Below are 16,564 nucleotides of genomic sequence, written 5' to 3' on the forward strand. Positions count from 1 at the left end.
CGGCAAGTCTTCTTTATCGCACGGAGGTGAAGGAAGTCTCGCTACGGCTTTAGCGCTGGAGCTAGACGTGGCTAATTTTATAATAAGGATTTTCTCTCTTTCCCGTTTATTCATAAAAACGTCACAAATTATGTGATGTTTTTCACTTAATAACAAAAAAGAAAGGATTAAACTGTAGTCATAAACAAACACTAGGGTTAAATGAATATTATTTATAAGAAGGAAGGATGTATTATGAAAAAACCTGGATTGCAATTAACTTTGCAAACATCAAGCTTGTTTATAGGATTTATGGTATGGGTATTAATTTCATCACTTATGCCCTACATTACAGCGGATATTCCATTAACGTCCGGACAAGCGTCCATCGTAACGGCAATACCTGTCATATTAGGATCATTCATGCGTATTCCAATTGGTTTTTATGCAGACCGATTTGGGGCTAGAATTATATTTTTAATCAGTTTTCTTATTTTACTATTTCCTGTCTTCTATCTAAGTATTGCTAACTCTTTTTTAGACTTAGTAATTGGAGGACTCATACTTGGTATTGGTGGGGCCGTGTTTTCCATCGGGGTTACGTCGCTTCCTAAATATTACCCAAAAGAAAAACATGGATTTATCAATGGGGTTTATGGTATAGGTAACATTGGTACTGCGATTACTTCGTTTGGAGCCCCTATATTTGCTGAATCTATTGGCTGGCAAGGAACCATTCGTATATTCCTAATCATATTACTTTTATTTGCTGCTTTAGTTTTCATTTTTGGTGATAGAAAAGAAACCAAAGTGAAAAAATCAATGATGGAACAAATTAAAGGCGTATATAAAAATGCAACTTTATGGTTCTTAAGCTTATTCTATTTCATTACATTTGGGGCATTTGTTGCTTTTACAATGTTCCTCCCAAGCTTTTTAGTAGATAACTTTGGCTTAGATCCAGTTGATGCTGGGATTCGGACAGCAATCTTTATTATCATTGCTACATTGTTAAGACCAATAGGAGGACTATTAGCTGATAAATTTAATGCTTTCATTATTCTAATGTTTGTTTTTATAGGTGTTGCTTTTTCCGGAATTTTACTTTCTTTCTCTCCAGGAATTGCTTGGTACACTGTTGGAGCATTAGCTGTAGCTGTTACAGTAGGTTTAGGAAACGGTACGATTTTTAAATTAGTTCCTCTCTACTTTTCCGAACAAGCAGGTATCGTAAATGGTATCGTTTCTGCGATGGGTGGTATTGGAGGATTTTTCCCACCATTATTACTTACAGCAGTAAGTAATCTAACTGGCCATCATGCCATTGCTTTTATGTTAATGTCTGAATTTGCTCTAGTAAGTTTTGTGATTGTTATCTTTATGTTTTATCAAGATCGTGTAAATGTGGAAGGAAAAATTATTGAAGGCGTTGCTGAAGGTATGATGATCACAAATAAAAATAAAATCATTCAACATGTGAACCCTGCCTTCACTAGAATTACGGGCTATAGTCAAGAAGAAGTAGCTGGAAATACTCCTAAAATTATTAGCTCTGGAAAACATGATAAAACTTTTTATCAAGAAATGTGGAAATCCATTCATGAGAAAGGTTTCTGGGAAGGAGAAATCTTTAATAAACGTAAAAATGGTGAAGTTTATAAAGAACTTTTATCCATTAGTCCTGTTAAAAATAATGTTGGTGATATTATCCATTATGTCGGAGTATTTAATGATATCTCCTCTCAGAAAACTGATGAAAATAACGATAAACAAAAATCCTGAGTTTTGATTAACTCAGGATTTTTGTTTGGAAATGGTAGTTTTTTGGGTAAATTACTCAGCTATTGCGAACCTAAAAAAAGTAAGGGAAGATCTCTATGATAAAGATCTTCCCTGTTTTTTAGTTATGTTGTCCTCTATAGTTATCTCTTGATCGGTATTGTTGTGGTGATCTCGCTGGATATCTTATTGGAAAACTAAAGATATGAACTAAGCGTGTAAATGGGATTGTTGCAAAGAAAGCAAATGCCGAAGCTACATGGATTTTTAAAATCCATGGTATCCCAATCATTAATTCATACTTAGGCATAAAAACAAATAAACTACGAAACCATGGTCCAATGGTTGCCCGATACTCATATGCAACTACAGTAGTATTGTAAATAATTGACATATATGTTCCAGTACCAGCTACAAATAGTAAAGCAAGAACAGAGAAAAAATCAGCAAACGTTGCTTTAATCCGAACTGGATCAATGGTAATTTTTCTAATTAATAAGATCACAAGCCCTACTACTACCATTAATCCAGCTATACCACCACCCCACATAGCTCCAATATGGTATAAGTGGTCTGAAATACCAATTCCTTGGTAGAACTCCATTGGAATGACCATCCCCATGACATGTCCAATAAACGCGAAGATAATCCCATAGTGAAATAAAGGTGATCCGATGCGCAACCACTTTTTCTCAAGAAAATTGGTTGATGGTGCTGCCCATGTTAGTTGTCTAAACGTGAAACGATAAAGGAGACCTAAAATCATGATGGTTAGTGCAATATACGGGAATATGACCCACCAAAAAATTCCGGCCATCTATCTCCCTCCTTTATATTAAATGGATACCTCTACCAATTAGAGTAGATGTAAAGATCCTAGTGAAATTTATTCTTTAAAACAACCTTTTGAAATAATTAGGTTTATTTGTACATAATAGGGTATGGTAGTTCTTCTAAGTCTGCTTCTTCTCTACCTGCTTCTAATTGCTTCATTTCCTCTTCAGTAGGAGGTGAGAATACGTACTTCATTAACATAGAAAGAATTCCAGCATATGGATTTTCCTTCTCTATGTGTTCTAGCATGTAGTTAATAGCTACTGAAATGCGTTTTTCTAAACGTTCCACTTCCTTTGTTTTTGGAGATAATGCGAGAAACTCCAGCAACATTGGAATGTAATCTGTCAATTCTTCTCCTACTCTTTCGAAGCCTGCTTGACTAATTATTTTTTGTAACTTAATTAATGCAGCTCCGCGCTTATTGCTATCCCCTAGTTCATGAGCAGTTAAATAGAGACCTAATTTTGATTTTAAATCAAAGGTTTCAACATACAATTCTTGAACGTCTATGGATTTCACTTTTCCTAACGGTGCATAACAATTTTTTAATTCTTCTTTTACCGTTTCATCATTAATCGTTTCATCAATGAGTTCATCCATATCCTTCATTAGTATGTGAAAATCTTCGCTAGGATATCCAAGTAATCGAGAAGCCATCACTAGAATGACTCTTTTATTCTCGTTCATAGATTGTCTCTCACTTTCATCATGCCGAATCTTGGATTAACCCCTTCTTGCGGCGCCAAATCCTCTAAACTACATGTTCCTTGTTTATAATAAAGATCATCATCCATTTCCCTTCGTCCAGTTGGAATGACATACCGCTCATCATATTTTGCCACACCTAAAAGTCTGGCCATTTCTTCTAATTCTTCTGGAGAAGTGTTCGCCGCTTTGACTAACTCGCTCTGACGAAATTCGTCAATCCCACCAACAGTTTTACCACGCATGTAGACACGCATAGCAGACAATTTCAATAACACTTTTCGAACTACTTCTTTATCGTCTGCAGCTAGAATGGATGCTAAGTACTCTATAGGAATACGCATTTGGTCTACTGCTGGAATATAACCGTCCGTATCTAGCTCCTCCTCATTTGTAATGTGGTTCATGATTGGGCTTAATGGAGGAACATACCAAACCATTGGCATTGTCCGATATTCTGGATGTAATGGTAGAGCAATCTTCCATTTCATCGCCATTTTATAAACCGGAGATTCTTTAGCCGCTTCTAGCCAAGAATCATTTATACCAGCTTCTCTAGCCTTTTTTTGAATTTCTGGATCAAAAGGATCAAGGAAACAAGAAAGTTGTGCCTCATACAAATCTTGTGGGTCTTCAACTGAAGCAGCTTCCTTCACTTTATCTGCATCATATAGAACGACTCCGATATATCGAATTCGTCCAACACATGTTTCAGAACAAATAGTTGGCAATCCAGCTTCTGTTCTTGGATAACAGAAATTACACTTTTCTGCTTTATGCGTATTCCAATTGTAGTAAACCTTATGATACGGGCAGCCATTTTGACAGAAACGCCAGCCACGACATGCATCATGGTCTACTAATACGATTCCGTCTTCATCACGTTTATATAAAGCGCCTGTAGGACACGAAGCAACACATGATGGGTTTAAACAGTGTTCGCAAATTCTTGGTAAATACATCATAAATGTTTTTTCGTATTCCATTTTAATATGTTCTTGCAGTTTTTCTACATTTGGATCAAGGGGAACAATTTCACTTCCCCCTGCTAAGTCATCATCCCAGTTTGAACCCCATTCTGGCTTATCCATATACTTACCTGTAATTTCCGAATAAGGTCTCGCAACAGGAAGATTCTCTCTCTTCGGACTATGAATTAAATTATCGTAATCATAGGTCCAAGGCTCATAAAAATCTTCCATTTCAGCCATATTTGGGTTGTAGAAAATATTGGCAAGCTTGGAAATCGGTCCTCCAGCACGTAGCTTAAGTTTGCCGTTTTCTAATTTCCATCCACCCTTATAGCGATCCGTGTCTTCCCATCTTTTCGGATACCCTGGACCCGGTCTTGTTTCCACGTTATTAAACCACATATACTCTGTCCCAGGACGGTTTGTCCACGTTGTTTTACAGGTTACAGAACAAGTATGGCATCCAATACACTTGTCCAAGTGCATAACCATGGCAACTTGTGCCTTAATTCTCAAGCCAATCAACCTCCCTAAGCGGCCTAACTATAGCCATCGTATCGCGCTGATGACCTGTTGGACCATAATAGTTAAAGCCGTAACTCAATTGTGAATAACCACCGATCATATGAGTTCCTTTTAATGTGATTCTCGTAACACTGTTATGGGTTCCACCACGTTTTTTATTAACGGCAGTTCCAGGCACCCCCATTGTTCGATCTTGCGCATGGTACATATAAACCATACCTTTTGGAATACGATACGTCAGAACAGCACGGGCAGCAATTGCTCCATTTCGGTTATACACTTCAATAAAGTCATTGTCTTTTATACCAATAGAATGTCCATCTTCTTCATTCATCCAAACAACTTGCCAGCCTCTAAATAGTTGTGCCATGTGTTTTGCTTCCGTAAACATCGTATGAATTCCCCATTTTTGGTGTGGGGTTAAATAGCGAACCGTAATAGACTTTCCATTTTCTTCTACACCTTTATCTGTTTTAATAAATGGACCTTTATTTAATGGTGGTAAATATAATGGAAGCCCCTCACCGTAATCTAACATCACCTCGTGATCTAAATAGAAACTTTGTCTTCCTGTAAGTGTGTGCCATGGAAGATTGTATTCCGTATTCACTGTAAATGGCGAATAGCGTCTTCCATCCTTTTCCATCCCACTCCACATTGGGGTAGAAATCGATGTTCGTGGTTGGACAGTTATTTCTTTTAAGGTAAAATCTTCTTCTTCTCTTGCTTCTGCAATTTCAGTTAACTTCTGACCTGTCTTAGCTTCCATCGATTTCCAGCCCTCTACAGCACGTTTTCCATTAGAAGCACCAGACATTAATAAAATCGCATTAATCGCTTTTTTATCTGTTGATAGATCTGGATTTCCTTTTCCAATACCTTCGCGTTTGGAAACCCCGAGTCTACTCTTAAGCTCCTCAAAGACCTTTTCACCTGGTATTTTGACGCCTTTTCCACCATAACCGTTCTTTAAATTGGGACCAATAGTTGTCATTTTTTCATAGGTACTTGGGTAGTCACGCTTAATAACGTGCAAGTTTGGCATCGTTTTTCCAGGTATGGCTTCCACTTCGCCCTTTCGCCAATCTTTAATTTTACCGTGAACTTGAGCGATTTCATCAGGTGAATCATGTGCAAGTGGTTTCATCATCAATTCTTCTGTTTCTGGTAAATGTTCTTTTGCTAGATTGGAAAATTCTTTAGCAATCTCCTGGAACGTATTCCAGTCACTTTTCGCTTGCCATGGTGGTGATATGGCAGCATTAAATGGATGAATAAATGGATGCATGTCCGTCGTACTAATATCAAATTTTTCATACCATGTGGCTGCTGGTAAGACGATATCTGAGAATAATCCTGAACTTGTCATACGGAAATCTATCGCAACAAAAAGATCAGTTTTCCCTTCTGGAGCCTCCTCAGAGACGTTTACCGTTTCTGGTTGCCAAGAATTCTTTGTATCGGTCATAACCTGGTTTTCGCCACCAATAAGGTGTTTAGCAAAATATTCATGACCTTTTCCACTGTCACCAAGAAGGTTTGATCGCCAGTTAAAGAAAACCCTTGGGAAATTACGAGGGTCATTCGGATTTTCAATGGCCCATTCCAAATCTCCAGACTTAATTCGTTGTACGACATGATCAATAACTTCTTTATTTGAACTCGCCCCTTGTTCTCTACTTTCCTTCACAATATCAATAGAGTTTTGTGAGAACTGTGGGAACGATGGTAGCCATCCTAACCTAGCAGAGAGAGCATTCATATCTGCCGGATGCATATATGAGTACTTACTTCCCCAATTCGTTTCCTTTTCTTCAACCTGTTCTTCATAACGGAATTGTTCGGTTGCAAAATAGAAAAATGATGTTCCGTTTTGATGTCTTGGTGTAGCTCCCCAATCATTCGCAAAAGCAACCACGCTAAAACCTTCTATAGGACGTACTTTTTCTTGTCCAACATAATGGGCCCAGCCACCACCATTCACACCTTGGGAACCGGTTAAGAGAATCAAGTTTAAAATGGAACGATAAATTTGGTCACTATGATACCAGTGGTTTGTTCCACCACCCATTGCAATCATAGACTTACCTTTCGTTCTGGCAGCATTGTCCGCAAACTCTTTTGCTATTTTAATGACATGGTTTTTATTTACACCTGTTATGCTCTCTTGCCATGCTGGAGTATACGGTTTCGGATCATTATAATCTGTAGGATAATCCCCTGGAAGATGCCGATCCACACCAACATGTGCCATCATTAAATCATAGACAGTTGTAACCTTTAATTTGTTCCCTTTTATATCCGTTACATATTTAATTGGAACACCGCGATGAACAGTTCCACCTTCTTCTTCCGCAAAGTAAGGAAATGAAACTTGGGTAACCTCGTCTGAGTCATCAATGAAACTCAATTTTGGATCAATTATGGAACCGTCTTCCTTTTGGAGTTCGAGATTCCACTTACTACCATTGTCCCATCTATGGCCTTGGGTGCCATTTGGAATTTCCATTTGGTTTGTTTGTTCGTCCCAAACCACTGTTTTCCATTCACCTAATTTTTCCGTACCATTTAAATCTGATGCTCTTAAGAAACGATCGGTACGATACTCATCTCCATGTTCACGTAAAATAACAAGAAATGGCAGATCCGTAAATTTCTTAACATAGTTAATGAAGTACGGTGTCTGTTGGTTAACATAAAATTCTTTCAAAATAACATGTGTCATTGCCATCGCAAGAGCTCCGTCTGTACCAGCTCTAGCGGGAAGCCACATATCAGCAAACTTCTCATACTCTGCATAATCCGGACTTACCCCAACCACTTTTGTTCCGTTATATCTTGCCTCTACCATAAAATGAGCATCTGGCGTACGCGTTTGCGGTAAATTGGTACCCCAAATAATAAAATATTTCGTATTATACCAATCAGCACTTTCAGGTACATCTGTTTGATCGCCCCAAACTTGTGGAGAAGCTGGAGGAAGATCTGCGTACCAATCATAGAAACTCAGGATGGTACCACCAATTAAAGAAAGAAATCTTGTTCCCCCCGCATAGCTGACCATGGACATTGCAGGAATTGGACTAAATCCTACAACCCGGTCTGGTCCATACTTTTTAATCGTATAAATGATGGAACTAGCTATCATTTGGCAGATATCTTTCCAATCTGCACGAACGAATCCACCTTTTCCACGTGCTTTTACATACTTCTTACGCTTTTCAGGTTCATTTTGAATGTTTTCCCATGCTTTTACAGGGTTCTCAGCTACAGCTATTTCAGATTTCCATAATTCATATAGATCACTACGAACATATGGATATTTCACCCTTACTGGGCTATATGTATACCATGAGAAACTGGCACCCCTTGGACAGCCACGTGGCTCATATTCTGGAAAATCATCACCTGTAGATGGGTAATCCGTTTGTTGCGTTTCGGATGTAATAATCCCGTCTTTCACATAAATTTTCCAACTACATGAACCTGTACAATTTACACCATGCGTAGATCTCACAATTTTATCATGTGCCCATCTGCGACGATAAATATCCTCGGCATCCCTTGAACGTGGACTTTCCTCCGTCCAACCATCGTTAATTTTTTTTCCACGTTTAATATACTTGAAATGTTCAAGTAATTTATTTTTTTTCGCCATTAGAATAGCCTCCTCCAAGCATGGATTCAATTGGATTGAATCGTTCACCAACCATTCGGAAATTCCCTTCTCCCGCTTCCATTTCTTCTAAAAAAATCCCTAAAGTTGGTGCGTTTGCGGCAACTAGGATTAAACGTTCTATCGTGTTTAAATCATCAATCATGTAAATGGCTTCAACTATACCAGGAGCTATATCACCAAACCGCATTCGCAATACTTGCAACAAATCTTCACGATCCTGGACAAAATCAGCTTGATTTTCGAATAAAAACATTTTTTCTCCTCCTTCATATGGAGTGCCGGTTATTTTAAGCAAAATTAAAACAATTAAGGTGCCATTTTATTAAAATAGTCATCAATCATCACTTGCTTACACGCTTCCCCAACTTCTTCCACGAATGATTCTAAGACTTTTTCATCTTCTAACATTTCATTCGTTAGAAATTGATCTTTTTCATTGTTGTAATGCTCACCAAATCTTACAAAGAGATGGATTCCATTTTCTTTTGTGATTGCACCTGCTTGAAGGTCATAGGAATGAATATGGTATCTTTTTTCTAATTCAGATGTAATATACCGATAAAGTTTAGGGGAAACCGAAATTAATGACCGTACTTGATTTTGACTCTTTTTCGTTTTATTACTCAAAACTATCACCTCTTACGGCCTAATGGTGGGGTAGTATTCTCTCTTCTTCTTGATTATGAAAGGCATCAACATGTACTAAAGTGTGGAGCATTTCCAGAACACCTTGATTAAATCCTTCCGTTTCAAGTGATTGTTTAATTTCTTTAACTAAAAAACGTAATATGTCATGATCCCTAGTTAGTGCAACAACGTCATTTTTTAATTCTGGAGATTCCTCTACAAGCTCCTTATATAACCCTTCTTCTTCCGCATCTGCATGACGTAATGTTCTTGTCTCCCAATGTTCAACAGCTATATATGCAATTTCTAACGCCTTGTCCGTTTGATTATTGTTTACTAATTTACCAAGGATTCCATTAAGTTCCCTTGCCTCTTCTAAAGCCGCCTCATGTATAGCGGAATGACTATCCACATGCTTTAATCCCTTACCCGACATATGCTTCCCTCCCTTTAGATTAATCACGTAAATGATATACATAATCCATTATGAGTTTCCTTTTCCTTTTTTATACAAAAAAAGAAGTTATTTATAAGAAGACATTTCTCAATTCATTTTTGAATATCTCAGGGAATTCGACAAATTTCACGAAATAAAAATAGCGACTTAACTTGAATATTAAGTCGCATTTTTTCTTATCTTATTCCGTTTACCTTTTGCCTTTTTTCCTCATTACTTTAGGTATATATACACAGTACGGTTCACTTTCCATATAATCTCCTGTTGCATTATATGCTCTAGATCTTGAACCACCGCAAACATGTCTAAATTCGCAAACCCCACATTTCCCTTTATATTTGTCTGGATTTCGAAGATTTTTAAATACCTCGGATTCTCTATAAATTTCTTGTAGTGGGTTAACACGAACGTTTCCTGCCTTAATTGGCAATAATCCACTAGGGTATACATCGCCAATATGAGAAATGAATACAAATCCATTCCCATCATTTACTCCTTTAGGTGCACGACCTAATCCATCAATCTGTCCGGTTTTTCCCTGATTTACAGCATCTTCATAAAAGATATGTTCCTTATCACTCATTCCCTTGTGTTCACGCATCTTTTGTTGGATCACTACTCGTCTGTAATGTTGACCAGCGGTTGTTTTAATATCAAAAGGAACTCGCTTGGATAATTGATATAACCATCTAAACACTTTTTCATGTTCTGCAGGAGAAATCATATCTGATTCTTTTCCTCTACCTGTCGGAACAAGGAAAAACACACTCCATAATACGCAGTTTAGGCTCTCGACCATTTCTGCCATTTCCTCTAAATAATCAAGATTATATTTAGAAATAACCGTATTAATCTGTAAAGGCATCTTTAGTTCATGCAAATATTGAATTGCTCTCATTGTTAAATCAAATGATCCTTCAGTCCCACGAAAGTGATCATGGATTTCTTTACAGTGACCATCGATACTAAATGCCCATCTAGCAAGACCAATATCTTTTGCTTTTTTCATTGCTTCTTTGGTAACATTTGGTGTTGCGGAAGGCGTCATGGAAACACGTACACCTTTTTTAATGGCATGTTCTGCAATATCAAATACATCTGGCCGCTCCAGTGGATCGCCCCCTGTGAACACAAGCATGGGATTATCCATGTCATAAATATCATCAATTAATTTCTTTCCTTCTTCAAAAGTTAATTCGAGTGGATGTCTATGGTGTTGAGCTTCTGCACGACAATGCAAACAATGCAATGCGCATGCACGTGTTAATTCCCATATTACAATAAATGGATTTTGATTATAATCTCTATTAAACATAATTTCCCATCCTTTAGTTACACGTATCTGTGAATATAAGTCCCTGTCTAACTCAAGGACTTATTCGGTGTTATTTTTTCTTAATTTTCACTTGCCACAAGTCGGGGCCTTCTTCTAAATACTCCCAACTAAATTGATTTTTTCTTTCCATTAAAAATTGATAATATAATGGTTTCGGATTGTGGTCATTGGACAGATGCATTATTTCACCAGATTTTAATTGGTCAAACGCTTCAAATATTTTGGGATGTCGAATTTTTGGTTCAATGTCTGGTGCATGAAGTTTAATGGTATAGTGTTTTTCGTTCATGTGAATCCCTCCGTTTCTTTTCATAATCATTTGCTATATTTTGGAGTAAACTAATTTTGGAATTTAGGTACTCCTCCTATGAAGAAGACTTCCATCGGTGAGGGGCTCCTTCATCCCCCATTGATGGTTAGTTGCACTTATCGGACCTTTACGGGCAGTTGATCTCCTTCTTTCCCAAGAAGCTTTAGGTGAGAGTCTTACTGCACGTTTAGGGTGGCATAAATTTAAGATACAATATAATAGCTCCATTCATTGTGACAAAACGCACTTATGAAACGTGATTTTACTCACGGTTAATATAGAATGATATTTCTCACAACATAAGAATTATCTTCGTGATAGGATATTTATAAAGAAGACTTCTATCAGTGGGGAGTCCTTCATCCCCGCTAATGGTTACGGGCAGTCGATCTCCCACCTACCTTCTTTGTTCCCCAGGAGCTTAAGGTGAGATAAAATTTGACATAGAAAGGTGGAGTGAAATGTATCCTGAATCGATAAAAAAATTACTACAGCGTTTCCCACTTTTTAAAAGTTTAGAGGATCACGAAATAAATCATGTAGTTGAATTAGCAAGAAATCGTAACTACCCACATGGAACACACATATTTATGCAGGGGGATCCATTAGAGAATGTTTATTTTATTCATCAAGGTAAGATTAAAATTTATCGAACAGACATCCATGGAAAAGAGCAAATTATTAATGTTTTAAGTGCTGGAGAAATGTTTCCTCACCAAGGATTCTTTAGAAATGATAATTACCCTGCACATGCGGAAGTAATGGAGGATGCTCATTTAATCTATATTCCCATTCATTTATTTGAAGATTTTCTTATTAATAACCCTGAGGTCAGTGTTAAAATCTTCCGAGTATTAGGTGATAAAATTGTAGATTTACAAAATCGATTAGAAGATAAGATTCTTCGCAATACATATGAACAGATCATCCTATTATTAATTCGGTTAGGGAAAAAACACGGTAGAATGAATGGAAATGAAGAAATTACTCTGCTAACACAGTTTACCAATAAAGATCTTGCTAACATGATAGGCTCTAGTCGTGAAACGGTTAGTAGAACATTAACCCAATTAAAGAGGAAAAAGTTAGTTTTTACGGATACAAAAGGAAGAACCGTTCTTGATACAAAGAGATTAAAGGAAGAATTGTTTTAATAATAAAGGTATTCCAATCCAAAAGGAATGGTATACCTTTATTCATTTTCACTTTCTTCTAGGCTATAATCTTTTATAAATAGAGATTGAACAAAATAAATGAAGAGACATAAACCTATTAGTAAAAATGTCCAGCCAAGTGCTTTTTGTTCTACGATGAGGTAATTGTTACATATTTGTGTAGGAATAGCGATGTATAACCAAGCCATAGCACTTGATATTAAAATCAAACAAATAAAAATGATATTTTTTCCTAAAGTATTAAGATTACTCCAGCTATCCCGTAAAGGTATTCCTGCTAAAAATGGCAAGCTGATAAATTTAAAAATCTCAATAGTTGATATCGCAAGTGCTTCATCCATCGCACGAGGAATCATCCAGTAGATTACGATAATCATAAATAGCATGATTCCTGGTATTCCATTATAATTCCAGTTCTCAAAAACATTAGGAAATCTATCTTTTAAATACGGTGTAAATAGCATTCCAACTATTACGAGAAGCGGTATTTGCATATGCATATGGACGACCATAATAGATTCAGATAATGTAATTACCGGTGGGAGCATAAGAAATAGATACAGTACTAAACCATATATAGCTTGCTTCATTACTTATCACCTACCTCATTTTCAAGAATGCTCATTAGCTTGCTTGCTGCTTCATCCACCTTTTGGTAATCCATTACATCTACTAATTTCCCTTGTGGGTTGACAAGATAAAAGGCAGAGTTGTGAGTAAAATTACCTTGATTATCGGGAATAACAATAACGCCAAATTCATCTAGTAAACTATGCAATTCTTCAGCATTTGGTACTCTTGCCATTCGCCATGTTTCCCCGTCACTTCCAAAAAGGCGACGATACTTTTCTAAGGTTTCAACATCATCACGCTCAGGATCAAAACTAATACTTAAGAATACAATATCTTCCCCTATATATTTTTCTGGTACTTGATCATAGACATTAAATAGATTCATCTCTAATTCTGGACATACAGATGTACATGTTGTGTAAACAAATGTTATCATTACGTATTTCCCTTTGAATTCAGAAAAGGAGTATATATTTCCCTTACTATCCTCTAATGTTACATCTGGAAATACCGGTTGTTCCTCTACCAATTTCATGGTTCTTGCCTATTCCGTAGTAAAAGCTTGAAATCCATCTGTTTCAATAAAAAACAGAACAACTCCAAATAAGACAACTACACATAAGGATATTGTATTTTTATTTTTGATCATCCGATCACACCCTATATTTTTTAAGGAAATTAATGCTTCAAAATTTTATCTTTCTTTATCTCTTTATAAAAATCAAAAATGTTTTATAAAAAGAGAAATCCGAACTTTACAGAAGTTATGGAGTAGATAAACCGCTTCGGAAATATACTCCGCTAATTCTGTGGGATTCTTCGTCATTTGAGTTAAACATTTCGTTATGTTCCAACCTCATATCCTCACTCTTTAAAAAGAAGAATGTTTGTTTACCAAGTCCTAAATGGCGGGGATCCTGGTGGTGCATTAACGATAATATCCATTAATGGCACTACATATCCCATAGCTACAATTGCCAAAAACATAACAATCCATAACCCCCAGCGCTCTGTCCATTTTGGAGTCGGCATTACATTTTCTTCAGCTTCCGCAATCGGGAATTCAGTTTCTCCTTTTGGTGCAAAGAACATTAAGTGGATTGCGATATAAAACATGAGGATAACTCCAATGATAAGTAGTGTTCCTCCAATAGCTAATAAGAACAAATACGGATCCCAACTTAAAGCAGTTGCTTGATCACCATAAGTAGAAAAAGAACTTCTTCTAGGCGCCCCTAATAATCCAACCCAATGCATAGAACCAGACATAAAGATCATACCAACTGTCCAAATAATGGTTTGATAAATACCTAATCGATTGATTCGCGGTGTTAATTCACGCTTGGAAAGATGTGGAATTAACCAATAGGCGATTCCAAAGAAGGTAAGAACTACTGTAACACCAACTGTTAAATGAAAGTGACCCGTTACCCATAACGTATTATGGACAACTTGATTTAACTGATTATTTGTTTGTGCAATTCCACCTGCACCACCAAATATAAATGCAACCATCGCAATAAATGGTGCTAAGAAGCGGACATCACCCCAAGGTAATTTCTTGAACCAACCTAATAATCCTTTTGCTCCTTTTTTTCTTCCTGTCCGTTCAAATGCAGCAAACATTGCAAAGGCCGTCATCAAGGATGGAAATGCAATTGATAGGCTCATAAATACATGAATAAATTTCCAAGTTTCTGTAATACCAGGATCAATAATTTGATGGTGAAACCCACCTGGGATATTTAATATAACTAACAAAATAACAACTAATCGAGTTAAGCCATCACTAAATAATTTACCGCCAATAACCTTTGGTACAACAACATACCACGCTGAAATAGCAGTTAAATACCAAATATTAACTAATGTATGACCAAAGCTCCAAAACAGCGTACGGCTAAGCATAACATTGACGGTTTCCGTCCAACCGAAAGCCCATGGAATAAGCATGAACACTTCAACAGTTACTCCAATACTTCCGAAAAATAGTAGTACAAATACACCAGTTGCAAAAAATGCTAATAATGGAGTATGTTTTCCACGATGATTTTTTCTCCAATTGGCGATATTTATAAACGCTCCAAATGCAGCAATCCAAATACCTAGAACAACAAAAACTAAACCAATATAAAACCACGGGGAAGCTTGCATTGGTGGATAAAAGGTATATAAAACGGATGCATCCCCCATAACAATAGTTGTTGCAACAAAGGCAACCCCAATCATCATCATTCCAAATGCAATCCAACCCATTTTCCGAACTTTAGGTAATAGGCCGCCTAACGTATGGGATAGAGCTGCATAAAAATAGCCGACTGTAAATAATGTTGTAAAGACTAATAATAATAAAATGCCATGTGCTGTTAGCGTTTGATAGTAGTCAAACCAACTTGGTAACTCCAGCAATCCTGCTCGATTTAATCCTTGAAATAAACCTAGAAAACCTCCAATTAATAATACGAGAAATGCTACTGCGAGATACGTTAAGCTGAGTCGAGCATCATCTTGATGAAATCCAGCAACATAGTTTATTTTTTTTGAAAGATTACGTTTTTCCACTAATTCCATCCCTTCCCCTCCTTTATTTAACGGTTATCGTCGTTGCCATCAACTGATGACCTGCTCCGCAATATTCATTACAAAGTACAAGGTATTCACCAGGTTCATCGAATTTTTGCGAGATTCGTTGAATATAACCTGGCGTTACCATTGCATTAATGTTCGTTCCAGCAACTTGAAAGCCATGAACGACATCTTTAGAAGTTAACGTAAAATGAACTTCAGAACCCGCCGATATTTCAATTTCATTTGGAGTAAAACTAAATGCTTGTAGTGTCATAACTACTTCATATTCATTTTCTCCTATTTCAAACACACCTGGATTATCAAATGGAGCATGTTCATCTACCTTTTGTGGATCTAATGTTTCCGTATTACTTGGTGGTGCCATTCCTTGGGCAAACGCTTGGTATCCAGTAAACACCATGGAAAGCACAAGAATAGCTACACCAACAATTAACCAAATTTCTTCAGCACGATGCATTTTCATCAGGTTAACCTCCTTCATTTAGATTCGAATCATATAAAAAACGATGAGTAAGACGATAAAAGCTACAATCGTTCCACCAACAAATACAATAGAAGAAAATAATGCACCTTTTAATGAATTTTCATCTTTATAGAGATCATTTTTCGGAATAACACCTTTATTTCTTTCCACTTTTAATCCCTCCCTTATCCTCTTATCTATATTGTAGATTGAAATGATAGAGGGAAAAGTGAACCAAATCACAACTTTCATGTGATTTACCGCACACTTGTGAAATTCATTCATTTTTTTGGTAATTTGAAACTTTATTCAGTAGGGGGGTTTGTGTGGGGGGGTGGGTACTTTGTCTGTTGGTTGGTACTATCACGGACATTTCGAGGTATTTTGAATGCAACTTTGTTCGTGACAACCTCTCATGGACATTTCAGGCTATTTCGAATGCAGTTTTGTCCGTGATAGCTCATGTTATTGTATCAGTAAAATAGACAATTTTAGAAAGTGTCCTATTCATTTGATAATCTTATAGTAGAAAAAGATAGAAATTAGGGGATGAATATGG

At 36.8% G+C, this 16,564-nt stretch carries 16 protein-coding genes; 2 read left to right on the top strand and 14 right to left on the bottom strand.

The features are described from left to right. Window positions 1-234: 234 nt before the first annotated feature. Window positions 235-1,761 carry a nitrate/nitrite transporter gene (locus KM885_RS14480; RefSeq protein WP_128715695.1) on the top strand — a complete coding sequence of 509 codons (1,527 nt, stop codon included), beginning with the start codon at window positions 235-237 and terminating at the stop codon, window positions 1,759-1,761. 118 nt (window positions 1,762-1,879) lie between these two features. Here the strand turns inward: KM885_RS14480 and narI are convergent, their stop codons facing one another. From narI to KM885_RS14525, 9 genes are all read right to left on the bottom strand, one after another. Further along, the gene (gene narI / locus KM885_RS14485; RefSeq protein WP_047186291.1) at window positions 1,880-2,575 is read right to left on the bottom strand and encodes a respiratory nitrate reductase subunit gamma; all 696 of its coding nucleotides are present in this window, start codon (window positions 2,573-2,575) and stop codon (window positions 1,880-1,882) included. A 104-nt stretch (window positions 2,576-2,679) separates the two neighbouring features. Beyond that, window positions 2,680-3,282 (bottom strand): nitrate reductase molybdenum cofactor assembly chaperone, encoded by a 603-nt coding sequence (gene narJ / locus KM885_RS14490; RefSeq protein WP_047186292.1) that lies wholly within the window; start codon window positions 3,280-3,282, stop codon window positions 2,680-2,682. Further along, the gene (gene narH / locus KM885_RS14495; RefSeq protein ID WP_047186293.1) at window positions 3,279-4,787 is read right to left on the bottom strand and encodes a nitrate reductase subunit beta; all 1,509 of its coding nucleotides are present in this window, start codon (window positions 4,785-4,787) and stop codon (window positions 3,279-3,281) included. The genes narJ and narH overlap by 4 nt, the downstream gene beginning before the upstream one ends. Continuing rightward, window positions 4,777-8,454 (bottom strand): nitrate reductase subunit alpha, encoded by a 3,678-nt coding sequence (locus tag KM885_RS14500; protein WP_204798756.1) that lies wholly within the window; start codon window positions 8,452-8,454, stop codon window positions 4,777-4,779. The genes narH and KM885_RS14500 overlap by 11 nt, the downstream gene beginning before the upstream one ends. Continuing rightward, a complete protein-coding gene (locus KM885_RS14505) occupies window positions 8,438-8,728 on the bottom strand; it encodes a hypothetical protein (RefSeq protein ID WP_145543267.1) in 291 nt (96 codons plus the stop codon). Before KM885_RS14505 ends, KM885_RS14500 begins: the two co-directional genes overlap by 17 nt. 53 nt (window positions 8,729-8,781) lie before the next feature. Continuing rightward, entirely contained in the window at window positions 8,782-9,102 is a 321-nt protein-coding gene (locus KM885_RS14510; RefSeq protein ID WP_204798757.1) for a hypothetical protein, read from the bottom strand. Window positions 9,103-9,121: 19 nt separating this feature from the next. Further along, complete coding sequence (locus tag KM885_RS14515; RefSeq protein WP_204798758.1) at window positions 9,122-9,538, bottom strand: hemerythrin domain-containing protein; 417 nt, start codon at window positions 9,536-9,538, stop codon at window positions 9,122-9,124. Window positions 9,539-9,749: 211 nt separating this feature from the next. After that, entirely contained in the window at window positions 9,750-10,874 is a 1,125-nt protein-coding gene (locus tag KM885_RS14520; protein ID WP_047186298.1) for a TIGR04053 family radical SAM/SPASM domain-containing protein, read from the bottom strand. Between the two features lie 70 nt (window positions 10,875-10,944). Then, window positions 10,945-11,184, bottom strand: a complete 240-nt coding sequence (locus KM885_RS14525) for a DUF2249 domain-containing protein (RefSeq protein WP_047186299.1) — start codon at window positions 11,182-11,184, stop codon at window positions 10,945-10,947. Between the two features lie 482 nt (window positions 11,185-11,666). Here KM885_RS14525 and KM885_RS14530 point away from each other — a divergent pair, with 482 nt between their 5' ends. Further along, entirely contained in the window at window positions 11,667-12,359 is a 693-nt protein-coding gene (locus KM885_RS14530) for a Crp/Fnr family transcriptional regulator (RefSeq protein WP_047186300.1), read from the top strand. Between the two features lie 38 nt (window positions 12,360-12,397). Here the strand turns inward: KM885_RS14530 and KM885_RS14535 are convergent, their stop codons facing one another. From KM885_RS14535 to KM885_RS14555, 5 genes are all read right to left on the bottom strand, one after another. After that, window positions 12,398-12,970, bottom strand: a complete 573-nt coding sequence (locus tag KM885_RS14535) for a hypothetical protein (protein ID WP_047186301.1) — start codon at window positions 12,968-12,970, stop codon at window positions 12,398-12,400. Next, complete coding sequence (locus KM885_RS14540; protein ID WP_338113685.1) at window positions 12,970-13,488, bottom strand: SCO family protein; 519 nt, start codon at window positions 13,486-13,488, stop codon at window positions 12,970-12,972. Before KM885_RS14540 ends, KM885_RS14535 begins: the two co-directional genes overlap by 1 nt. A gap of 356 nt (window positions 13,489-13,844) precedes the next feature. Further along, complete coding sequence (locus KM885_RS14545) at window positions 13,845-15,524, bottom strand: cbb3-type cytochrome c oxidase subunit I (RefSeq protein WP_060668553.1); 1,680 nt, start codon at window positions 15,522-15,524, stop codon at window positions 13,845-13,847. A gap of 13 nt (window positions 15,525-15,537) precedes the next feature. Further along, window positions 15,538-16,005: a cytochrome c oxidase subunit II gene (locus KM885_RS14550; RefSeq protein ID WP_060668554.1), complete on the bottom strand. Its 468-nt coding sequence runs from the start codon at window positions 16,003-16,005 to the stop codon at window positions 15,538-15,540. An 18-nt stretch (window positions 16,006-16,023) separates the two neighbouring features. Continuing rightward, window positions 16,024-16,176: a hypothetical protein gene (locus KM885_RS14555; protein ID WP_165589202.1), complete on the bottom strand. Its 153-nt coding sequence runs from the start codon at window positions 16,174-16,176 to the stop codon at window positions 16,024-16,026. Window positions 16,177-16,564 lie beyond the last annotated feature (388 nt).

This window comes from Oceanobacillus caeni (assembly GCF_019037185.1).
Classification (GTDB): Bacteria; Bacillota; Bacilli; order Bacillales; family Amphibacillaceae; genus Oceanobacillus; species Oceanobacillus caeni.